At 54.0% G+C, this 21,481-nt stretch carries 20 protein-coding genes and 1 pseudogene; 11 read left to right on the top strand and 10 right to left on the bottom strand.

Going from position 1 to position 21,481, the window contains the following annotated elements:
- Positions 1-123 precede the first annotated feature (123 nt).
- Together KO539_RS24145 and KO539_RS24140 are read left to right on the top strand one after the other, a co-directional pair.
- A complete protein-coding gene (locus tag KO539_RS24145) occupies positions 124-915 on the top strand; it encodes a DNA adenine methylase (protein WP_219312253.1) in 792 nt (263 codons plus the stop codon).
- A 53-nt stretch (positions 916-968) separates the two neighbouring features.
- Positions 969-1,373 carry a hypothetical protein gene (locus KO539_RS24140; RefSeq protein ID WP_219312251.1) on the top strand — a complete coding sequence of 135 codons (405 nt, stop codon included), beginning with the start codon at positions 969-971 and terminating at the stop codon, positions 1,371-1,373.
- 271 nt (positions 1,374-1,644) lie between these two features.
- Here KO539_RS24140 and KO539_RS24135 read toward each other — a convergent pair whose 3' ends face one another.
- The 3 genes from KO539_RS24135 to KO539_RS24125 all read right to left on the bottom strand — a co-directional run bounded on the left by KO539_RS24135 (position 1,645) and on the right by KO539_RS24125 (position 7,206).
- Positions 1,645-4,167: a DNA repair protein gene (locus KO539_RS24135; RefSeq protein WP_219312249.1), complete on the bottom strand. Its 2,523-nt coding sequence runs from the start codon at positions 4,165-4,167 to the stop codon at positions 1,645-1,647.
- A 97-nt stretch (positions 4,168-4,264) separates the two neighbouring features.
- Positions 4,265-5,536, bottom strand: coding sequence for a metallophosphatase family protein (locus KO539_RS24130; RefSeq protein WP_219312247.1), 1,272 nt, complete (start codon positions 5,534-5,536; stop codon positions 4,265-4,267).
- Positions 5,537-5,877: 341 nt separating this feature from the next.
- Positions 5,878-7,206, bottom strand: coding sequence for a hypothetical protein (locus tag KO539_RS24125; RefSeq protein WP_219312245.1), 1,329 nt, complete (start codon positions 7,204-7,206; stop codon positions 5,878-5,880).
- A 647-nt stretch (positions 7,207-7,853) separates the two neighbouring features.
- Between KO539_RS24125 and iscB the strand changes: the two genes are divergently transcribed.
- The 7 genes from iscB to KO539_RS24090 all read left to right on the top strand — a co-directional run bounded on the left by iscB (position 7,854) and on the right by KO539_RS24090 (position 15,701).
- Positions 7,854-9,281 carry an RNA-guided endonuclease IscB gene (gene iscB, locus KO539_RS24120; RefSeq protein ID WP_219312243.1) on the top strand — a complete coding sequence of 476 codons (1,428 nt, stop codon included), beginning with the start codon at positions 7,854-7,856 and terminating at the stop codon, positions 9,279-9,281.
- Positions 9,278-10,126 (top strand): hypothetical protein, encoded by an 849-nt coding sequence (locus KO539_RS24115; RefSeq protein WP_219312241.1) that lies wholly within the window; start codon positions 9,278-9,280, stop codon positions 10,124-10,126. Before iscB ends, KO539_RS24115 begins: the two co-directional genes overlap by 4 nt.
- A 293-nt stretch (positions 10,127-10,419) precedes the next feature.
- Positions 10,420-10,986, top strand: a complete 567-nt coding sequence (locus tag KO539_RS24110) for a hypothetical protein (RefSeq protein WP_219312240.1) — start codon at positions 10,420-10,422, stop codon at positions 10,984-10,986.
- A 336-nt stretch (positions 10,987-11,322) separates the two neighbouring features.
- Positions 11,323-11,598 (top strand): hypothetical protein, encoded by a 276-nt coding sequence (locus tag KO539_RS24105; RefSeq protein ID WP_219312238.1) that lies wholly within the window; start codon positions 11,323-11,325, stop codon positions 11,596-11,598.
- A gap of 926 nt (positions 11,599-12,524) precedes the next feature.
- Positions 12,525-13,271 carry an autoinducer binding domain-containing protein gene (locus KO539_RS24100; RefSeq protein ID WP_219312236.1) on the top strand — a complete coding sequence of 249 codons (747 nt, stop codon included), beginning with the start codon at positions 12,525-12,527 and terminating at the stop codon, positions 13,269-13,271.
- Between the two features lie 67 nt (positions 13,272-13,338).
- On the top strand, positions 13,339-14,559 hold the full coding sequence (locus KO539_RS24095; protein ID WP_257626433.1) for a fatty acid desaturase: 1,221 nt from the start codon (positions 13,339-13,341) through the stop codon (positions 14,557-14,559).
- Between the two features lie 647 nt (positions 14,560-15,206).
- A complete protein-coding gene (locus tag KO539_RS24090; RefSeq protein WP_219312234.1) occupies positions 15,207-15,701 on the top strand; it encodes a hypothetical protein in 495 nt (164 codons plus the stop codon).
- A gap of 125 nt (positions 15,702-15,826) precedes the next feature.
- Here KO539_RS24090 and KO539_RS30335 read toward each other — a convergent pair whose 3' ends face one another.
- Both KO539_RS30335 and KO539_RS30330 read right to left on the bottom strand, forming a co-directional pair.
- Positions 15,827-16,021: a hypothetical protein gene (locus KO539_RS30335; protein ID WP_257626432.1), complete on the bottom strand. Its 195-nt coding sequence runs from the start codon at positions 16,019-16,021 to the stop codon at positions 15,827-15,829.
- Positions 16,022-16,067: 46 nt separating this feature from the next.
- A complete protein-coding gene (locus tag KO539_RS30330) occupies positions 16,068-16,817 on the bottom strand; it encodes a hypothetical protein (RefSeq protein WP_257626431.1) in 750 nt (249 codons plus the stop codon).
- Positions 16,818-16,892: 75 nt separating this feature from the next.
- Between KO539_RS30330 and KO539_RS24080 the strand changes: the two genes are divergently transcribed.
- Positions 16,893-17,414 carry a hypothetical protein gene (locus KO539_RS24080; protein WP_219312232.1) on the top strand — a complete coding sequence of 174 codons (522 nt, stop codon included), beginning with the start codon at positions 16,893-16,895 and terminating at the stop codon, positions 17,412-17,414.
- A gap of 808 nt (positions 17,415-18,222) precedes the next feature.
- Positions 18,223-18,532, top strand: a pseudogene (locus KO539_RS24075) (transposase); the annotation flags it as partial.
- Positions 18,533-18,754: 222 nt separating this feature from the next.
- Here KO539_RS24075 and KO539_RS24070 read toward each other — a convergent pair.
- From KO539_RS24070 to KO539_RS24050, 5 genes are all read right to left on the bottom strand, one after another.
- Positions 18,755-19,009, bottom strand: a complete 255-nt coding sequence (locus tag KO539_RS24070) for a hypothetical protein (protein WP_219312231.1) — start codon at positions 19,007-19,009, stop codon at positions 18,755-18,757.
- Positions 19,010-19,104: 95 nt separating this feature from the next.
- Positions 19,105-19,401 (bottom strand): hypothetical protein, encoded by a 297-nt coding sequence (locus KO539_RS24065; RefSeq protein WP_219312229.1) that lies wholly within the window; start codon positions 19,399-19,401, stop codon positions 19,105-19,107.
- An 18-nt stretch (positions 19,402-19,419) separates the two neighbouring features.
- Positions 19,420-19,716 (bottom strand): hypothetical protein, encoded by a 297-nt coding sequence (locus KO539_RS24060; RefSeq protein ID WP_219312227.1) that lies wholly within the window; start codon positions 19,714-19,716, stop codon positions 19,420-19,422.
- Positions 19,717-19,782: 66 nt separating this feature from the next.
- Positions 19,783-20,019 (bottom strand): hypothetical protein, encoded by a 237-nt coding sequence (locus KO539_RS24055; protein WP_219312225.1) that lies wholly within the window; start codon positions 20,017-20,019, stop codon positions 19,783-19,785.
- A gap of 1,110 nt (positions 20,020-21,129) precedes the next feature.
- Positions 21,130-21,481, bottom strand: a 352-nt coding sequence (locus tag KO539_RS24050) for a tetratricopeptide repeat protein (protein ID WP_219312223.1), incomplete at its 5' end; no start/stop codon positions are given.

Below are 21,481 nucleotides of genomic sequence, written 5' to 3'. Positions count from 1 at the left end.
GTCTCAATATCAACCCTGCAGGACAGCGTTGGTCCTCTCCTCCGATCCGGTCGGGGGACCAACGCACTAACAGGTACCAAGTAAATTGTAAGGGAAGGTGGCGTTTTTCGAAGGGAGTATGTCATGGCAATACCAATCATTCCCTGGATGGGTGGCAAGAGACGATTGGCCAATTACCTGATTCCCAAATTTCCACCTCATAAGACGTATGTGGAAGTATTCGCTGGAGGAGCAGCGATCTATATGTTGCGTCCCCCTGCCGAAGTCGAAATCCTCAATGATACGCACGGCGAACTGGTGAGGTTATATCGCGTCGTCCAAAATCATCTTGAAGAATTTGTGCGGTGCATGAAGTATTCGTTGGCCAGCCGCCAAATGTTCGAGTGGTTCAAACAAGCGCAACCAGAAACACTCACGGATATTCAGCGCGCTGTTCGTTTTTTTTATCTGCAGCAATACGCCTATGGTGCAAAGGTCAGTGGGCAGACTTGGGGCACATCGGCCACGACTCCACCCGTCAATTTGCTGCGGATAGAGGAGACCCTATCCGCAGCCCATCTCAGGCTTTCCGGCGCGTACATCGAGAACTTGGATTGGTATCCACTGATGTCCAAGTATGACCGGCCTACAACATTTTTTTACCTCGATCCCCCGTATTGGGAAGTCACGGGCTACGGCGTTGAGTTCGGTATAGAGCAATACGAAAAGATGGCCAACCTGGTAGGCAACCTCCAGGGACGGGCAATAATCAGCCTCAATGATCATCCAGACATGCGCCGTATCTTTAAGCAATTTGACATCGATGCCGTCCCGATCAAGTACCACGTCGGTGGCGCACACCATATCGTTGAACGTAGCGAACTGGTGATTTTCAGCTGGGATCGATCAACTGATCCAGTCGGCTTATTTCAATAGTGCCCAAGACTGAATCTCGGGTCGGCACAGACCAGTACCTGGCTCGATGTTCTATGCCGCGCACTGACAATCTTTCCTATTCAATCCGGCGTCTTGCCGGCATCCAGCCTGACCTGGACAGCTTCCCGACAGGGAAGATATGTATCCCGGTCAGGCGGGACACATTTTTTTCAATGGAGGCATTGAAAATGCGATTCACATTTAACAAGAAAGCGCAGCGGTCCGCGCTGCAGGCACTGAAACACCTGGAAACGGGGTCGTTCGCCAGCGCTGTACTTGGCTCCTTTAGCGCCAGTCCTCGCACAACCGCGTTGGTCGCCCTGGGCCTGTTCGTCGTGTGCCGCGTATGCTCGACCATTATCGTCGGCATCGAAGACACGGAGACCAAAAAAGCTCCTGCACCCAGTACGGTTCCGGAAAAGCCCGCCAATAATGGCGAGGAAAACGAAACCAATTAGCCTTGCGGCTATGTTGAAATGGACTACACTTCCGTCACAGAGAGAACTGGAGGAATATGATGTCATTTGCCAACATTATTATTTTCTGCGACATTGTTGCTGCGTTGGCTGCGGTGACAATTACTTGGAACTATGTTCGACACGCTAATAAGCAACGTAATGTGGGCGCGTCATAGCAACGGTTCACATTTCACAAAAACGCCGACTCACCAGTCGGCGTTTTTTTAACATTACTATGGCGTCAACCAACATTGTCCTGGCGCCGGCCGCATCATGTCGAAGCATTCGGTTGGCAATATTCCTTCCTGCTGTCGTCCAAATCACGGCACAGTTGGCGAGGTACATGCCCCTCAGCAGCGAATTGATCAAGATCCAGCACGGCATCGGCCATAGTGACCAACTCCGGTGTATGAGAAATGAAGAACTCTCGATGGTACCCCCCCAGGCGAAGTACTTCTCGCTTCATGGCCATAAACACGCGTTTGTGGTCCTGGTCAAATGCGCCGTCGGCTTCGTCGGAGAATAATGTATCGCTGCCGCCATGCCCGGAAAAAGCAGCCGTCCGTTGCGCCAGGTAGAGGGCCATCGCCCGCGTGAGGCATTCGTTAATCCATATTTTCTCTCCGCCGCTCATCAACGTCACGCTTTTGTGACCATCATTGAGGCCATCATGCACCACTATGTCGAACCCTTCCCCCAGCTCGCCTTTTGCATTTTTCTCCACTTGGGTCTTGATCGCGACGGTAAATCTCGCACCATGACAAGTAAGTAGAAGATCATTGGTCAGCGTCGATAATTCTGGACCTGCATCGTCAATGGCAAGTGCAATAAGCCCGTCATTGCTCAGGCATTTTGCGAGCAGTGCCCATGATCCGATCGCGGTTTCGATTCGGCCAATGCGGCAATCAAGCAAAATGATTTTTTTTGCCAAGGCGGCCTGCCTAAGACGCGCGTCGCCGAGTTGCTGTTCGCAGCGCACAGCCGCCAAATAGCGCTGTTCAATGCGATTCACTTCTATGTGACAGCGCAAGACCTCCTGTTCGGCAGCCACGACACGCTGCGGATCGAACGGAGGTGGCATCGCGTCGAGAAGACCTTGCACCCGATCTAACAATAAACGATGCGACCTGGCCTCCTCGTCGCGGCGATGTGCCGTTGCCGTGATCGATGCGGTGGCGGCCGAGCGCTCTTCATGCGCGCTCTGCCGGCCGAGGCTCTGCGCCTTTATCAACTGATCTAGTTGTTCGACAACTAATACCAGGCTTTCCTGGGCATTGGCAAGCTCTCCGGCCCGGGCAGCCAACTGCGATTCCCACGCTAGCTTGGCACGCACGACGCCAAGTTTGGATTCTGCATTTTTAAGCTTGTCCGGTGTATCGCTCAAGGCCGTTGCCTGGGAGACCAGCTCCGTGATGTCGGCCATGATCGATCTGCGTTCGTTTTCCAGCCGTACCACCTCCAGATGCGCTGAGGGCACCAATGGTTTCGCAGTGTGTGCATCACCAAGCAGCTTACAGCGCTCTTGCAGCTCCGTCCCCGCACACGGCACCTCGGCAGTCAGTCCAAAGCGGCGCCTCAAGTCCTCGGCGCGAAAAACAGCTTCGCCGGCGGCACGCTCGACCAACGCGATTTTTTGGCGGCAGGCGGCGATGCTCGAATGCAGTTCATTGAGCTGTGTAACATGGCGCCTTAACTCTGCTACCGCATCACCTCGGCGTTGCCCGATCAATTGTAAGATAGACTGTCGGCGCGTTGCTCGGCCTACGAAGCGCCCACTATAGACGATGCGTTTCAGCCTTTCCTGTTCATCGACCAGTCGTTGTCTGTTCTTTTCGGTGGCGGTGCAGGCTTGCGCGACCCGACTGTCAAGCGCTGTGAGCCGCTCTTGCTCACGGACCTTCTGTTTGTCCAGTTCAGTGACAATACGACGACCGCGTGAAATAATGTCGGCGCGTTCTTGCAATAGCTGTGTCCGTCTCGCTTCCTGTTCCTGCATTGCATCACGCTGCGCGCACACGGTGGCAAGACTAGCTTTCGCCTCGTCCGCTGCCAAATGGTGCTGCTGTCGCTCGAATTGAACCTGTTCAATGTTCAATTGACTGTCCGCCAGACGTGCCATTTCGCTCAGTACGGTGCTGAGCTCTGTCTGCACTCCTGTACGTTCTTGCCGTATGGACAACAGCCCGGATCTAGATTGACGCACGATATCGTTGGCTTGCGCTCCCAGGGCGCGAATGTGGTCCAGTCGGAGCAGATCGCCTAACAATGTTTTGATTTCAGCGTTGTCGTAGGCCGACAGGTGGCGTCTTCCCTGGGCCGAAAATGCTGTGGTGAAAAAAGTCTCCGGGCTACTCGCATTTGACTCAAGGCAATGATTGTGGGTGCTCGTTTTTCCGTCGGATTGAAGGCCATCATCGCCGGTCAATGGCTCCCATCTGCCGTCACGCCAGATGTGCAGGTAGGCCTCCGTCCGGCGCCTGCCATTTTTCCTGATCACAACATGCGAACGATAGCGCGCGGCACCTTGCATCCAAGTAAATATCTTCTGGCTTTCAGGTAAGACGACGTGGTCATAGTAGGTGAAGCCGCCATAGCTGTTACCTTTTACATGTGACGGCATGACCAGATAAGGGTGCATATTGTCGAGTACGGTGGTTTTGCCACGTCCATTCGCGCCGACCAAGGCAATGAGTTGAGCATCTCCAAACGCTTCAAAATTGATGGTGATTTCGTCTCGTCCGATTCCGTCTCGGATTCCACGAAAGCCTATCAATGTCAGTTCCAATGGTTTCATCTATTCCTCCTTCAAGGTGGCCCATAATGGAGCCTATTCGAAAGCCAGCGCGAGCGGTAATTTGGCCGCGCAACACGGCGAAGGACAGTGCTGTTCGTTACGCCGCGATCTCCCGGTTCCCATCCCCGCTTGCTGTGGGCCGTGCATGGTCTGCCGCTGCATCCAGGATATTGACGACGATGCTCTCCGCACTGTTGTTTTGAAGCTGATGCAGTGTATCGATCAGGGGTCCAACCGCAGCTTCCACTGTCTGTGCCCACACTGCCACCTGCGCCTCCAAGGTCGGTGCGCGCGCGATTCCACTGGCACGGGTCCGTAACACCGGAATGGTCCGTCCTTCCATCTTCAAGCCTGCGGCGCCAGCGAATAAACTCGCGATTTCAGCACGACAAACCTGATGACGGTCTTCTTCAGGACATTGCCACCGTACTCTGATCCAACGGCCTTCCATCGATTGGCTTTCGACCATTGCGCGTAAAACAGCCATGTCAGGCAATCCAGGAAACTCAACATCCTCCGTCCGCCGGGCAGGGGTCGGAACAAGTGTGAATTGGGCACCGTCGGCACCGACCTCCCACATCAAGAAACCTTTCTCCCCCTGTTCGCCATAGTGCAGACACCCGATTGATCCCGGATAGGCGATCACGTGGTCACTGCGTGACCAGGTTTGGTGCTTGTGAATATGGCCCAGCATGAAGGCACTGGCGTCGGCAGAAAACAAAACCCCGGTCGTAAACTCATGATCAAATCCAGCCATTGGCACGCCATGCTCGGTGAGACAGCCGTAAACGGTTCCATGCGACAACCCAACGGTAGGAATACCAGCAGCGCGCGCACGCCGGTTGATCGGTCCGAATCCGGCCAGCAGCTTGGACAACTCTTCACCGACGGCCCCGCTGGCGTTCTCGGCGCCGACACTCGATGCGACCACCGCCTTGTTCACCGTGGGCACACACGTACACAACAACATTGTGTTATCCGGTAGGACATCAAACCGCGTGTTGTATGACGCAACCCATTCGCCGTCGGTCGTCAGCGCCACTTGTTCGATGCGGTCCGCGACGTGTATGGGGTAACGCCCGCCGAGGTAGCGGAACACGTCGAGCGTGCCGGGTGGCTCATGGGAATATGTACCTTGTAACAGTAGTACCGGGCAGTGATCGGCCATACGCCGAATATTGGCCGCCAGAGCGTCATAGGCGGGACAGTGGGCCTCCAGGGCGTGATCTGTTGCATCACCTGTAATGATCATCGCAGCCGCTTTGCGTTCGATTGCCGAGTTAACTGCGAATGAAAAACAGCGATCCACTTCTTCAAGGGTATTCGAGGCGTAATGCAAATCCGAGGCGTGCGCAATAAGGATGCTCATAGGATATCTCCTGTTTGAAAGGGCGGTGTAGCATCGCCGGTATCTCCATGTTTTCACGACGCTTGCACGAATCAAGTTCGCGCAATGGTGGCAACATCCCATCAACAAAATACGGTTCGCACTGCAAATGCAGCAGAGGTTTCCAACGGTATCAGGCATTGAAAGCGAGCTATGGAACGAGCATTGCGCTTAACGGCCATACCAACATCTGCCTATACGCAAATCGCGCACAGTGTTTCCTTGCATGAAGGTCAGAAAACCATTCGATCCAATACTAAGCGCGTGTGTCGTTCAGCGAGCACGATAGAATTTAGATAATCGTGCTCCTGCGAAAGGACGAGCTATACCGATCCAATGACAGACTCGACCTTGTCTTTCAACCCCTCAGGATGGTTCGCATAGCGCGTCAATTCATCGAGTACGCGGGCGCGCCCACGCGGGTTGATGTGCCAACCACTACCCCACACCTTGGCCGCATAGCTCTCGAAATCGCGCTGCGCGATCCCGACGTCGCTTACCAACGACCATATTGTCCTCAAGTCGGCCGGTATGTCGCTCCCCTCCTCGTTCTTCGCGTTCTGGTTCACCGCGCTGGCAACCTCGCCATCCTCCTCTATACCATTGACAGAGCCGGACGCCGCCCCGCATTCAGCGTAGACAACGGCGTCATGTTCATAATCCCCATGACTCATGCCATTGAGCACTTTTTCCGATTGGTCCGCCAGCTGCAGCGTTTCCCAATCGTCCTGATTCGTGAGCAGCATGGCGACGTCGATGGGCGCCTGAAGCTCAATGATCCAGTTGGATGTCTTCACGGGCCGCCCGTCATCGCCGATACGTGATACGTCGCGCAACATCTTTGTGATGTAGAAGGTTGATCGATTTGAGTCAAGGTACCCGCCGATTTTCCCGCCGCGCATAAAGGACAATGCCTCAAACCGTTCGATGGCACGGCTCATCGCATAAAAGCTGTTGGTCGCCAACTCAAATGCATCGATTGATTTGATTCCAGGGATATAGAACACAAAACGCCCAGACAGATTGCATTGCCGGGCCTGGAATTGCGGGCAGCATTCAGGATCGCAAATGCCGTTGTTTTCAGGACGCAGTTGCTTTGCTCGTCCGCCGAAAGTGCGGATGATACGCTTGCTACCCGCCTCTACCTTTGCCGGCGCGAACATCATGCAATGCCGTGTTCGACCATCGTCGGAGTACTCGCTCCAGTACCGTTTCTCGCTAGCGCTCCAGGTCACCAGCTCATGTGGCATGATGACTTGCCACGTATCAGTGGGAAATATCACCGGGAATTTGTACAGGCGCCTCCCTTCGCCGCGGTCCTCACCGTACAAATCCATGATCTGCCCGGCAATTTCACGATTGGGGAAATCTTCCGGACGGACGGTAAACCAAGGAACATTCTTAGGTACCAAGGGCCTTTTGATCTGCGGAAACTGATCAAGGATCAGCTGAGAAATTCTCTGAAATGAGAGATTCTGGCTCACTCCCTGCTGGTAAATCTCCACGATTTCAGGATCCTTCGCCGCAACCGGTGTCAGTATCTGAATGCCTGCATGGATTTTGCCGCCAGTCGGGATGCGTTTTTGCCGATGCCCAAGCACGGTCACCGGAACGGGCTGGGCATCCCGCACCGCTATATCACTATGGTTCATGTCTGCTCCTTTTTTTGGATGCGCGAGTTACCTCGCACTTCGATGATCGCGCGCGCTGCGACCAAGTCAACCGAGGTCTCGCAGCTGGCCAGGCAAATCACTGGACGACAGAAAGAGGCGGCAAGGACTGCCCCCTGTCAACGTTGTGCAGATTGACTCTGCTCCGCACATTTTTTTTCAGCGATATTCTTTACGAAATTATTTTCCAAGCAGTTTTCGGTGGTTTGAGAGATGCCCTACACCACCATCAACAGAAGAAAATTACCCTGGTTCATCAAATCACAATGTAAATCCAAATAAAGCGTAAAAACGCGAGTTTATTGGTCAACAACATAGAGAAAAATGGTTCAACATGGAGCTACGCAGTTGCAAACGAGCGTTGGGAGGCTGAACGTTAACTAACCGCCCTAAAGGGCAGAGCTTGAAAGACGAAAGCCTCGATAGCTCAGGTTCACCCGAGACAGTGCAAGAGAGAGAAAGCCCACCGGCACTATGTTGCAAGTAGGTACAAGACCTACGCCGGCTTGCAACATTCTCAAGGAGAGCGAGGCAGTAAATCCGCTGTTTCCGTCACAAGGCGCGTAAGCGCACCGGCCACGGGTTTCAGTGACACCTAGTAAGGAAGGGGCAGAAAGGAGGGAACTGGCATGCCAGTCTTCGTTTTGGATAGAAACAAACGACCGCTCATGCCGTGCAGCCCGAAGCGCGCGCGCGCACTGCTCACGGCCGGGCGTACACGGGTGCATGGGTTGTTTCCGTTCTGCATCCGGCTTGTCGACTGTCTTCTCGAAACCAGCGTCTTACAGCCCCTGCGGTTGTCACTCGCCCCCGGCAGCAAGACCACCGGCTTGGCGCTCTGCACTATCGAGGACACCGTCGACGCTGACGGCGTGGCCGAACAGGTCATGCACATCCGGTTCCTTCTCGCGCTGGCGCACCGCGGTGCCGCCATCCGTGATGCCCTGCACTCCCGCGCGGCCTTGCGGGGCGGGCGCCGCGGTAATCTTCGCTACCGTGCACTGCGGTTCAACAACGGCAGCAAACCGAAGGGCTGGCTGCCGCCGTCCTTGCGGCTTCCCCTCGATTCGCCCCCGGCGTGGGTCGCCCGACTGCGCCGCCTGGCGCCGGTCACGCACCTGGCCCAGGAACTGGTGAGCTTCGACACTCAACTGCTGCAGAATCCCGACATCAGCGGCGTCTGGTATCAGCAGGAGACGCTGGTGGGCTACGAAGTACGCGAATACCTGCTCGAGAAATTTCATCGCACCTGCGCTTATTGCGACGCGACCGATGTCCTGCTGCAGATAGAACACATGCATGTGAGTGCCACCGGCAGTTCGAACCGCGTGAGCAATCTGACACTGGTGTGCGGACCGTGCAACAGGCAAAAAGCCGCGCAAGATATCCAGGTGTTCCTGGCGAACGCTTCGGCCAGGCTGGCACGCCTACTGCAGTTTGCGACGATGCCGCTACGCGATGCGGCCGCCGACAATGCCACGCGCTGGGTACTGCTGTCTGCACTGGAAAAGACCGGTCTTCCAGTGCAGACAGGGACCGGCGGGCGTACGAAGTGGAACCGCAGCCGGCTCGGCCTGGTCAAGACGCATGCGCTGGACGCTGCCTGCGTGGGCATGGGCGTGGTGCGCGACATGCGCGGCACGCATGTGTCAACCCTGCGCGCCACCTGCACCGGGCGGGGTTCGCGCTGCAAGACCCGGCTCGGCCGGTTCGGCTTCCCGCGCGCCTACCTGACGCTGAAGAAGACGGCTTTAGGATTCCGCACCGGCCACATGGTGATGTCGACGGTACCATCCGGCAGGCGCCGGGGTGTGCACAAAGGCCGCGTCTCCATCCGCATGACGAACAATTTCAACATTCATTCGGGCCTGGCCGGTGCCGGGACTATGCAAGGTTTCGCGCACCGGTGTTGCCGGCTGCTGCAGCGTGCTGACGGTTACGACTATGCGTGGCAACCGACGCTTTTTCCACAACCCGTGACAGAGGCTGCGACCGCTCAGCGGTCGGCTCCTGTCCTCCCGGCCCTGAAGGACCGGGTTTTTCGGAGCAACATATGATGAATCCGTCAAACGGCAACGTCAGCGTAATCCGTCAGGATCACGGCGAGATGAATCAAAAACTGCTGGAACGTCAGGCACCGGCGTCACTTTCTCCAGTCGAGTCAGCCGGTCGTATCGTCAAAATGAGCCTTTCGAGCCCAGAAGGAAAGCGTCTTTTCCTCCGCTATTTTGATATCACACAGCTCCACATGCACTACATTTCCAAAATTGCGCGCCTGTCCTTACCTGACGCCGATATCGAGCTGGTCGAAAAACAGGTTTTTGATCTTGTCCAGGAAAAAATCAATATCGTTGACAAGGAAATGGTCAGGGTCGAGCAGGAACTTCGCAAACACAATATCGACTCACTGGCAACCTATACGATCGTCCCCCTTACACTTGAGGCACGTGTGCTGGGTAAAATTGGACGTCGACTGTTGGAGTTGACAGGCAAGATCGACCAACTGATGCCTATGCTTGAAACGATGGCGATCGATGAATTAATTTCAGAAAGCCAGCTCAACATCAAGAAAACCTTTTTTAAAAAGTCAGTCCGTGCCGTTGCCAGCGTCGTCCGTACGCTCAAGAGCAGCCTGCAGAAGAAAAGCGCCGCTATTGTCAATTCCGAAACAACTGCCACTGGGAAAAAAAACCCTGGAGACCAAACCGACCATTCATCATCTAGTGATTTTGCGTCGGAGAATAAAGTTGCCGACGTTGATATTGTTGAAACTGTTCAGTCAACCGACATAAAAATCATGACCAATAAATCGGGTAACGAAATCGACACCGTTAGCAGTGATATTAGCAAACTAGTCGGCGCGACCGAACCCATAGAACTACCTGCACCAGAACATATTTGAATAGAAAACTACGGAATATCAACAATTCATCACTAAAAGAAGACGTAACATTAAATAATTTCGTTTATCATTCAACAAAGAAATAATGATGCAAAAAAAATACATAACAATTCTTGGAATTTATAATAATTGCAAGTGATGGCACAATTTCAATGATAATAAAATGCAATATCACAAATTTAATTGCGATAACATAGTACTAGTATTGGCACATCGATAAAAATTTATAGATTGGTAAAAATATAAGTTATGTCGCTGTTAAAATATGCAACAATTTACTGAAAATTACGGCCATGAAAAAAATACCATACTCAGTTCCTGCCACATTAAGCGTAGCCGCTATTGGCTATGGCTTGGGAAAATTCTTCTTTGATACGATAGTGGAACTATTCAACGAATGCAATTCAATGTTTTTAGCTCTTTCTTTCATATATTATTTTTTTGCTCTCGCATGCGTTTATATTTGGACATTTTTGATGAGCATGGTCATAGTTTTCTTTTGGAGAAGCAATGTTAAAGAAGAAAAACCCTCTACATTTGGCAAACTAGTAGTTACTATTATGACTGCAGTTGCAGCTATCGGCGCTTTTGGAGTAACTAATGCCGCCTTCGCTCTAATAACTGGATATCTAACAATTGCCCAATTATTTTTTGTACCACCGTTCACGCTAATTATGACAATAATAGTGTGGTCAATTATTGTGGCTATAGTTTCGCCTTGCAATCTCGGCTATCACCCCATCAAAGTACTGTGGGAACTTGTTGATTCATACGGAACAAATAATTCAAAGACCTCCATTCATCCAACCGGTAAAATTATTAGACAAAACAATGAAAATATTATAAAGAAGCTTCGCTGATAAAAATTCTATAATATTCTTCTTGGAGACGGTTTAATAACTTAGCGGAAATTTAGTTGATGCAGCAGCAACGATCCTATGCGATGCATATTATATTCAGTGGCTCGGCGCCTGGAATTCAGAAGGCCGGCACGGTGACGGTGCAAGGCATCGCGCACAGGCGTTGCCGTCAATTGCAGCGTGCCGACGGTAACGGTTATGCATGGAAAACGACGCTTTCTGCATAACCCGTGACAGAGGCTGCGACCGCTCTGCGGTCGACGTCGGTTCTCCCAGGTCTGAAGGACCATGTTTTTTCGGAGCAATATCTGATGATATCTTTCCGTTAAAAAACCTATGACATCCAAAGATGAACAAGTCCCGGTGAACTATGATACATACGGTCGTATGAAATTTCACGCTGATTACCATGGCAGGCAAAAAACACCATGGACTACTTCCGATGAAAAATTCCTGATTGAAAATTACGTAAAAATTGGACCGGAGCAAGTAAGTTTCGCGCTGGAGCGAACAATTCACACGATCATGACGCGGGCATATCAGCTTGGTAAGTCCGGACGTATGGACAAGCCGATCAAGAGAACCAACATGAAGCGCGCACGCTTCCAGTGAGCGAAAATTGATGATTTAAGCCAACAAGCCAACCTGCTTGATACCCAAGTCTATGGCACAAATTGCCAACCAACTTGATGATTGACTATGAGCAACTAAACTATGCCCAAAAGGCAGCAGGGTGGAATGCCTGAAGATGCAAACTGACCAATTAGTTGCGCAATGCAGGTTGCTGAAAGTGCTAAAGCAAGCGTTGTACGACCTTTCTGCGGCCGAACTTGGCGCTTGGGCACTCTGCTGCAAAAACCAGGCAATGCGTAACCATTAGGAAAAGAGATACCGCAAACGCAGGCCATTGAGTTTCACGGCATTAGATGCTCGTCAAAGCAAGCCGGTCATATGGAGCTAAAATCGAAGTGTGGACTTACCTGTATTGCCGTCGAACCATAATACTTCACTTTATAGAAGATTAATGGAGGTAAATCCTTGTCTGCGTTTTTAGCGACGTGGCCAAACACCATGAAAGAAACCATAAAATTCATTCAATGAACTGTGCCAAAATAGAATCTACACATTATGAATTTATCCCTCGGATTTTCATGCCCCTACTGCGAACATCAATATGATGATGACCTGGAATTATTGGATACAGATGTGCAACATGAATGTCAATGCGAGAATTGCGGGAAGCAGTTCGCTCTACTGACAAAAGACTGTCAGATGTGTTTTGGAGAAACATCCTTTACGTGGCAGGAATCGCCAACGGTGGCACAATTATTATCTATTCAGTGTGGAAAATGTCGAAAGTTAATATTCGATAGCACCGTGCAAGATCAAGATGATTAGAGGGATGATAATCAGCCCAGATATTATCATGTCGAACAAGTAAGAAGTCGAAGCTGTTTTTTATGTTACTCGCCAGTGGCAATCCGTTGTTAGTTCCAATAAGTGGGTCCGTAACATGCCTGTCGCCTTGGAGGAAACAAATGAAAATTCCGCATGTTTCAACGTCCTCAATGGACGTGATCTCTCAGCTTGCCGACTGTGCGACAGAAAATGAAGCGAATGAGTTGGTCAAGAAAGTGGTCGAAATGCTTGGAGCGCAGTGGTTTGTGTACAGCATGTTTTTACCATCAGTTCAGGACATGACGAGCGAAAGCTTTCGATATTTTATCGGCTGTAGCCCTGAACTTTGCGCCCTATACAGCAAGCGCAAGTGGATGATGAATGATCCGTTTTTCGAGTATGCACGTACCAGCAGCGCGCCGCTCCTAGGTTCAAAAATCAAGGTACAGACACCGGGTCAAGCGGAATTGCTTCAGATCTGCGCCCAGCATGGATTTCGCAGTGGCTTGGTGGTGCCAACCCACACAAGCATGGAGGCAAGTAAGCGGATGGGACTGCTGTACATCGGATCGGAATTACCGACCGAAATCGGCGAGCCTCTGCTCATGCAGCAGCGTGTGCAGTTTGGCGCTCTGGGCACGGAACTTCTTCTATGGTGGAACAACCGGCTTAAACAACAGGCGATGCGAAGGTATAGCCTTGAGGAAGAAGAAATAGAAACTTTACAACTATCCAAGAATGGAAGAGTTGCCATTGAGATAGCTGCGCTCTTTGATATTAAATTGTCGGCCGCGTACAAGCGGCTCAATTCGATTAAGGAAAAGCTCAATGTTGACAAGATTGACCAAGCGGTCAGCAAAGCAGAAACTCTTGGGTTGCTGGGCTAATATGCTGCGTTTCACCCTGGTGTATTGTGGAAGCAGTTGATTGCCCCGTGTGAAGGAGGAGCAGGCAATGACGATGCGCGGGGTACCGCTTAAAAATGCGGGATATATCCTATCCTTGCTGCCTCAGGCATTGCTGGTTCTCGGCACATACTTGGACTTCCCCTGGCTGTCCGTGCTGTTCTTTTTCGCGGCGCTGCCCCTGTTGCGGCACTTCATCGGCAACGACATGTCGCCAGCTATTCAGTCCCCATCACGTTGGCTGGTCCTGTACCTCAACAGTGTTCCTCGCCTGTATTGCCTGACTTGGGCGCTGGTGGTGCCCTGGGTGGTCTGGACACTCGCCACCCGGTCAATGACAATCCCCGCATACATTGGATTTAATTTGTCTCTATGGATAGTGTGCTCATTGAACACTGCCATTGCGCACGAACTGATCCATGCGGCGAGCAGTGTTGACAGAAAGCTGGGAGGCCTGCTGGATGCATCGATCGGCTACTTCTATTTTGCCGAAGAACACCTGAGCCACCACGCGCGCACCGGCCATTATTATGGTGGCGACGCGGCCATACCTGGGACCTCCATCTACTGCTTTGCTATGAGGCGCTACCGGGATTCGCTGACGACAGCCTGGCAATTCGAGGTTAGTCGGCTCAAGCGAATGAACCTTTCCTGGCATTCAAATCGGCTGTTGCGCAAAGCGCCTATACCTTTGCTAATCGCCACAGGATTCTTTTTGTTCGCGGGCACCACCGGGCTTGGTATTTACCTGTTCCAAGTTGTGGGAACCGCATTCACCATTCAGGCAATCACGTACCTCCAGCATTGGGGCTTATCGGAGAGAGAGACGCCAGAACTGAGGGACTTTGGATTTGCATGGGAGGATGGTTGCTGGATACAGGCATGCGTGACACTCAACCACGCATACCATGGCCGGCACCACTTGAATTTGCGTAGACCCTACTATCAATTGGCTTGGGATAAAGACAGTTTATCCTTGCCGGCGTCGTATCCGGTGATGTTCATCGTCGCCCTCTTTCCCGCCTTCTTCACGCGTGTAATGCGCTGCAGACTGACCCAGTGGATTGAGGACTTCAACCAGCGTGACGAACGATGGCACAATACCGACTGCATCGGTGTGGCCAGAAAGGCGCCGGCTCTGCGGCACCCGCCTGCTGAGAAACACGAAAACCTGCCGGCGGAAAGGGTCAACGACTTGGCAACTTCCAGCAACCCGTCTAGGGTTCGTCCGTCGCGAAGCGTTTCCGACGGAGATCCGATTTCGAAGTAGCTGTGCTGGACATATCGGCGCCATACGGGATCATCATGGTCCCCGTCCGGTAATGTAGCTCTGGCATGCAGCCGGCGTTGCCAATCGGTAAACGCCATAATATCGATGCGATCAATGGGGCGGCGCAGGAATCGCAAGCACCCACAACTTAGCGATGAATCCCCATAAACCAGTGATTTTCATCACTTCATAAAGCAACACGCTGGATGGTTTCAGCGTTGATCTGGACAGTCCCTATTACTCATCGTCACTAGCAGCGGGCGATAAATGCACATTCCCAATCCATTGGTTTCTGCCAGCCACCCTCCATTTATTGTCATTTTCCACATCCGGCATATTGATACCCCGGTACATGGTCTTCCCCATCATCCAGGATATCGCACGTCCATCACGATGTTTCTCCCCGTATATTCTTTCATACTAGCATTTTAACCATTACTAAATTATATTAAATCTTTAATAATACATCACAAAATCCCTAACCACCAAATATTTCAGCACCTTGTGATTGAGCAGCATTCTGCATAAAAATGAACATTACGACGCCGGTGTCATCAATAGTCCTTGTGGCGATAGAGAACCCGCTGGCGCCTCGATAGCATCACCTGTTTACAACTGTTTGCAGCAACTGGGGGGGGGGGGATGCCATGAACGGCACGAATGTACAACACAACGTCCTAACGCAAACCAGCTTTTTCGAAACCATCGTGGACTATGTATCAAAAAAACCGCAGAGTGACACAAAATTAATACAATTCGCCTATGCCATTGACCGACTTCCCACGCATCATTGGCTGGAGGTAGGGTACGCAGTATCTGATATTCGGTTCGCACTTGCTTTTCCATTGATTTACTTGGTAACTGAACAAGTAATCGGCAGCGAATGGGAACACTTATGTAAGAATTTGATCGCCGATGGTCAGCGCTATGCCGCCGCAGTAAGCGACAAGCCGCAGATTCGGAATGCGTTCCGGGGAGGGAAATACATTTGGAACGTTGGACATGGAGTGGCCGGTGCGGTCGCCGAGTTACTGACTGGTAACAGTCTGCAGAGACGGGGCATGCCGCCAATGTTCTTTCCCCTATTTGATCAAGCCGGTATCAACGACCAAACACTTTTAATGGCAACTCATTATCATTGAAACGATAACGAACAACATGTAATAAGTAAAAAAAAATCAATGAATGTAGTCACACTGGCTGCAGGCGATGCCGTCCAAATTGGGGCGATCGGGGAAAACGGAGATTATCCGGCGCTAAGGCCGAATCAGCCCGGTTTGACCCGCGTGCGCAGCAGACTGCCAGCCGCGTTCGCCTCGAATCGGCTGGCCTCCTTGATATAGCCCTGCACCGTGCCGTCGTGGCGCCAGCCACCTTGTTTCTTGCTGTCGTGGAAGTCGGCGCCGGCACGGTGCGCGCTGGTGGCCATGCCACGTCGCAGGCCGTGACTCGACAAGTCCAACACATAATCTAGCTGGGTCAGCGTCGCGCAGTCCTCCGGGGCGATTTCACGCTGCCCACGCCCATGACAGCGTTCGCCACCACGCCCCACTTGCTGATCGACCGTAACACAGGCCCGGCGGCGTCGAGCCAGGCCCGCAGCGCCGTCGCCGGGCAGCAAGGGCCGTCGCTGTACGGGACGCGTTGACGATCCCTTCGCCCAGCTGGTCGGTCCTCGATCGCGGCAGCATGATCTCGATGCCCTCCGGCGTCCAGCTGAGGTGCTCGACCACGATGACGACCAGCTCGTTGCGGCGCAATCCCCCGAAGATCCCTATCTGCAACAGCGCCTTGGCCTTCTTCTTCGGGCTGCCGTGCGTGCGCGCGATCCCGGTCAGGGTCTTGTGCACCGTCGGCGTCGACGCAGGATCGGGGAATGCCTGATGGGCGTCCCACTGCGAAAACCCGGTCAGGCGCAGGGCCAGGGTGCGCGGGTTGAGCGTCGCGGCGTAGGCGAGCTGGTAGCGGATGATTTCCGCTTCGTCGGCCGACAGCACGCCGCCACACGCCAGGTAGTGGTTCACGGCGAAGCGGTAGGCCCGGCGCGTGTTATCGGCCGTGGCGGCGGCCAGCACCGTGCGATCCTGGCCGCCGCTGGGGCCGGCCTGCCGGTGGATCTGCTGGAGGCCGTCAAGGGCGTCTACTCGCGCGTGGAGGCCCGACGCGCAGCACCAGATCGAGCTGGCGCGGGACGAGCACCTGGCGGCGTTGGAAACGGCGCAGGAGCAGCTGCGCCAGTGCCAGGCCCATGGCGGCATGTTGTCGCTGTCGGCCGATCTGGCGCAGACGACGGAAGCGCTGGCCCGGCTGCAGGGCGCGTCCAAGAGGACGACTTGGCCAGCGCCCAGCAGCAGCTGGGCCAGCTGCGCCACGAGCTTGCGGCACGCGTCGACGACGAGCGCGCGGCGCCGGAAGAACTCGCCACGGTGCTGGCCAAGCGGGCGCAGCTAACGCACCGGTTGGCCAAGGCCGACGTAAGCGCTGAAGCGGTCGCGGCAAAGCTTGAACGGGCTGGCCAGGACGCAATCGAGGCGCGCATGGCGCTGGCGGCGCAGCAGGGCCAGGCGGAACTGCTGGCGGGGAAGCTTGTCGGCGTCGGCGCCGAACGCGACCAGCTGGCCCAAGAGAATGCGGCGCTGCCGGAACGCGCGCTCGCTGGCGCGCCCCACGTCCACATACCGCTCCCCTATCGATTAACCGTGCCTCACCCGCCGATCGTCGGCGGAAGCAGCTTACGTGTAAGCGTCGTTTCTTTCCTCCAGCGCCACCCGCTGCCATTAACCCACGCATCAAGTTCCTCGGGTCCAATGTTGCCGTTTCGCATCGCTTCGGCAACCGCGGCGACGGCCTGGTGATAGCCACGCCGGAATGTTCCCTCCACATCCGGCTCAGCCCGTCCCATGTCCAGCCTAAGTGGTTGCAGTATATCGCCGTTGTCTAAGTCAATACTTACGGCAATGGGCCGTAGGCTTGCTTCGGGAACAGACTCGCGCCGTGCCACAGTCCACGCCCAATTCTCGGTGGATGGAGGTCCCATCAAGGTGATACAGAAGCCCTGGCCACTGATGTCCACATCCAATTCCCGTATCACGTTTTGCGACATGACCCGTCCGACTACGGCTTCGATCAGTTCCTTGCCTTCGCGGAGCATTCTCCCGCTCGCGTCTAGCGATAAATTGTTCCCGTCGCGCGTACAGGCCCAGGTATGTCCGTTTGGATTGCCGTTAATGTTCCGCAATCCCTCTGTAATGAGCATATGAAACGGGCTGGTATTGAACAGCGTTCTTAGCAATGTGGCGAGATGCGCGTCATCTGGATTGTTGGGGTTTGGCATTTTGTGCGTCCTTGTATATGAGGTTGCGCCATGGATATCGCTGCGACATGGTGGGTATGGTGGGCATGGTGGGCATGGCTTCCACGTCCAGATTAACATGTAAGAATGCCGCGCTACCAACGCCTCACGGAACGCAGCGCAGGGACGCAAAGCGGCGTTGGGAAACGTCGGGTGGCCGGCGCGCGGTCATCGCATCCGCGTCGGTCGAAGCTGCAGCGCCGGATACATCACTTCGGTAAGCAATGGGATGGACGCCCCCAGCCGTAACGGCATCAAGTGTGCCAAAGTGGCAGTATCAAACAACCACTTGAATCGAGGGAGGCGTCATCATGAACATTACTACGATTGGCATCGACTTGGCAAAGGTGATTTTTCAAATCCACGGCGTGGATGCGCAAGGCAAAGCAGTCCTGAAGAAGCAGCTCAAGCGTGACCAGATGATGGCGTTCTTCACGAGCCTGTTACCCTGCCTGATCGGGATGGAAGCGTGTGGCAGTGCTCATCATTGGGCCCGCAAGTTGCAGGCACTGGGCCATACCGTGCGCTTGATGGCGCCGCAGTTCGTGAAGCCCTACGCCAAGACCAACAAGAACGATATGGCCGATGCCGAGGCTATCTGCGAGGCGGTCAGCCGCCCTCGTGCCAGCTACAGGCCAGCACGTGGGCGCCATCAGGGTGCGGTTTCCTCGATTACAGACCAGCGACGTCGAGCGCGGATTGCAGCGCCAGTTTCACTCCTGCGTAGTTTTTTAAGTAAGTGGCTTCGTCAACATGCTTAGGCAGCACACCGGTTTCAACCAACTTCTTCATCGCCGCAGCGAGCATTTCTTCAGTGACATTCATAGCGATCTTTTCCGTGAGTTATCGAAAGTTGGCCTTGATTGCCTGGTAATCAATGATCCAGACATCGGCCATGACCCGTTTGTATCGAGGATCGGTGCCGCAGAACTGCTCAAGCAACCCCGCAAGACTCGGCGTGATTGCGAGGGCCACTTGCGCTGGCGCACTGTAGATCAGCGTGTCGTTGATCGCAACCAGGCCAGCGAAGAACTCCCGCACGCCCTGTTCGGTAACGGGCGTGCTCAGAATACCTTGCATGTTTTGCGGGAGATTCATGTTATGTCCGTCTTGCTGGCCAAGCACCTTGCAGGCCTTCTCACTGCACAAGGCCCGTCAATGCGGGCCGTGGGGTGCTGCTGGGCGTTTTCCTCTCACGCGCAAGCGCCGTATTGGCCTTCCAGTTTCAGATTCCGGAAGGACCGACGGACGCTGGCAACTATCGGCTTCAAGTTCTCGACCAAAGGGTCCCACCAGGCGATAACTTGCAACGCCGAATCGGGCGAATCAGCCAAGCCGATATCCAGCATCTCGGCAGCGATGCAGTCACGGCGCGGATCGTCGTTGGCAAGTACGTCGCTCGGGCACACCCGACCGTAGAGTGCGATCAGCTTGACCTTATCCGCCTCACGGATGGTTGCCGGATCAATTGGAGCGCTGGTAGACTTCATATGCAGATTTCCTTGATGTTATGGGCGGAAAGCTGCAGCAACGATCAGGCAGCTAATTACCCATCCTGCGAACGAGAATTCTGGTGATACTAATCCAGCGGAAGAGGCCCAAAGTACCGAATTAAATACCAACCCGATCACCCACTCAGGCGCCATGCCACGAATCATTGCTTTCCATGATTCTGCACGACGCCGGCGTATTGCTGGATCACTAGCCATACGTGCCTGATGCTCGTCCAAAGTTTTGAAAAGTGGATCGCTGCACGCAGCGGAATTTACTTTTTGGAGTACGGCCTTCGTAATCTTATAGGTCATGGTCATTCCTTTGGCGCCAGCGGCCGGCCAGCATACGGGCGCCCCTGGGCGCGTTTTCCGTGGCGGTTACAGGTCGAACCTGTGGAGCTTCACACCCGCCTGCTGGGTCAGCCTCCGCAGCGCAAAATCGGGGTTGCTCGGGTGCTCGCCAATGACAGGAAGAAAGCCGATCTTTCGCGTAGCCGGCGAAGTCATGTCATAAGGCCGTGCAGGCTCAAGCAGAAACGCAGGAACTCCATGTAACGAGGGCGGCGCCGTAATGCGCCGGTGTTGCAGCAGTGCTTTACGCATACGTTGCTTCATCAGAATCTCCAATGCTAACGGCCGGTCAGCTACGGGCGCCGTTGGACGCTGTTTTCCTCTACGAGTTAAATGCTCAGGACTTCTTCAGATTTTTCTTCCTAGCAGGGCGTTCCTGCGCCGCATGTAATAATTCTTGAACACGGCTCCAGCCAGCATCGCTCATATGGACAGGACCCCGTTCATCTAAGCGCCGAATTTTATCTGCCCGAATTTTTTCCGGGTGAGCTCGCTTAGATTCATCAGGGCGACGCGCCCGCGCGTCCGTACTGACCACACTAATAACGTCTTCACGCGAAGCTCCCCATATCTGTCTAACAATACCCACGTTTTATCCCCGCTGTTTCATCGTAATTCTGTAGTCGATCCTGGACACCCTGGGCGCCGGGATTTTCCTCGATCAAATCTTGTTTGTGCCAAGGCTTTTCTGTTCCGTGCCGGCAGGACACACTGATCCAGTGCGGACCCAGCGGGCCATGGACATTTCACAGCCTTGTGCCAGGCACAAACCATTCGCCATTCCTGCATGCGTGACTCGCTTGCCGCAGCCACAGTGGCAGTTCTTGCGGCGCCCGCGCCGTTTCGGCAATGGCTCGCTGTAGCGGACGTGGTCAGTAGAAGATCCAACCTGGCCCCAATCTGATGTGCCGCCGACAGCGCCTGGCGGCTAAGTTTGTTCAGGTCAATCATTGCCAAGATTTCCTTAGCCTCGTTAATGTTTATGGGATGGGCTCGATCCGTTGGCACACAACGTTTCAACATCAGCCCAAGCCGCCTCAACCTCAGTGTCAGTGCCGACCATGATCAGCTCACCGCGCGCCGCTAGCTCGGCTGCGAGTTTACAATTACCGGCAAGCGCCGCGATCCTTATTTCGATGAATAGTGGTCGTAACTCTCTGTCTACCATAATTTCCTCTAAACGATTTATACAGTTTTCCCGCCGCGAGACCGCCGCTATTTTCCCTCGTCCGCAAAGGCTGAAATTGCCCCGTCATTGATCTTCCGGTTTCTGCCCTTGGGGAGTCAGCTCCCAAGGAGCGCCTGCCGATCTGTCGCCAATCACTTGTAGCCCGACAGGTCCAAAAAGGAGACAGTAAAATTGGCGGTATGGGCTTACAATCCCAGCTTTTGCCGGATAGCCAGCGCGGCTTGGTAATTGCCCAGGGCGGCCTTGCTGTCGCCCTGCGCACTTTGCATGTCGCCCATTTTGTTGTAGCAGACCGCCAGGTCGTGCTGCAACCCGCTGTTGCCGGGATCGGCCGCCGCCAGCTTTTGCGCAATCGCCAGCGCGACTTGGTAACTGCCTAGCGCAGCCTTGCTGTCGCCCTGCGCACTTTGCATGTCGCCCATTTTCTTGTAGCAGACCGCCAGGTCGTGCTGCAACCCGCTGTTGCCGGGATCGGCCGCCGCCAGCTTTTGCGCAATCGCCAGCGCGACTTGGTAACTGCCTAGCGCAGCCTTGCTG

Source organism: Janthinobacterium sp. NKUCC06_STL, from assembly GCF_019345455.1.
Classification (GTDB): Bacteria; Pseudomonadota; Gammaproteobacteria; order Burkholderiales; family Burkholderiaceae_D; genus Janthinobacterium; species Janthinobacterium rivuli.
Note: the sequence above shows the minus strand (reverse complement) of the source record. Positions and strands in the feature narration are given on the sequence as shown.

Coding starts and splice junctions, on each gene's coding strand:
- KO539_RS24145 (WP_219312253.1), top strand. CDS start 124: ATGGCAATACCAATCATTCCCTGGATGGGTGGCAAGAGACGATTGGCC.
- KO539_RS24140 (WP_219312251.1), top strand. CDS start 969: ATGCCGCGCACTGACAATCTTTCCTATTCAATCCGGCGTCTTGCCGGC.
- KO539_RS24135 (WP_219312249.1), bottom strand. CDS start 4,167: ATGAAACCATTGGAACTGACATTGATAGGCTTTCGTGGAATCCGAGAC.
- KO539_RS24130 (WP_219312247.1), bottom strand. CDS start 5,536: ATGAGCATCCTTATTGCGCACGCCTCGGATTTGCATTACGCCTCGAAT.
- KO539_RS24125 (WP_219312245.1), bottom strand. CDS start 7,206: ATGAACCATAGTGATATAGCGGTGCGGGATGCCCAGCCCGTTCCGGTG.
- iscB (WP_219312243.1), top strand. CDS start 7,854: ATGCCAGTCTTCGTTTTGGATAGAAACAAACGACCGCTCATGCCGTGC.
- KO539_RS24115 (WP_219312241.1), top strand. CDS start 9,278: ATGATGAATCCGTCAAACGGCAACGTCAGCGTAATCCGTCAGGATCAC.
- KO539_RS24110 (WP_219312240.1), top strand. CDS start 10,420: ATGAAAAAAATACCATACTCAGTTCCTGCCACATTAAGCGTAGCCGCT.
- KO539_RS24105 (WP_219312238.1), top strand. CDS start 11,323: ATGACATCCAAAGATGAACAAGTCCCGGTGAACTATGATACATACGGT.
- KO539_RS24100 (WP_219312236.1), top strand. CDS start 12,525: ATGAAAATTCCGCATGTTTCAACGTCCTCAATGGACGTGATCTCTCAG.
- KO539_RS24095 (WP_257626433.1), top strand. CDS start 13,339: ATGACGATGCGCGGGGTACCGCTTAAAAATGCGGGATATATCCTATCC.
- KO539_RS24090 (WP_219312234.1), top strand. CDS start 15,207: ATGAACGGCACGAATGTACAACACAACGTCCTAACGCAAACCAGCTTT.
- KO539_RS30330 (WP_257626431.1), bottom strand. CDS start 16,817: ATGCCGCCATGGGCCTGGCACTGGCGCAGCTGCTCCTGCGCCGTTTCC.
- KO539_RS24070 (WP_219312231.1), bottom strand. CDS start 19,009: ATGAATCTCCCGCAAAACATGCAAGGTATTCTGAGCACGCCCGTTACC.
- KO539_RS24065 (WP_219312229.1), bottom strand. CDS start 19,401: ATGAAGTCTACCAGCGCTCCAATTGATCCGGCAACCATCCGTGAGGCG.
- KO539_RS24060 (WP_219312227.1), bottom strand. CDS start 19,716: ATGACCTATAAGATTACGAAGGCCGTACTCCAAAAAGTAAATTCCGCT.
- KO539_RS24055 (WP_219312225.1), bottom strand. CDS start 20,019: ATGAAGCAACGTATGCGTAAAGCACTGCTGCAACACCGGCGCATTACG.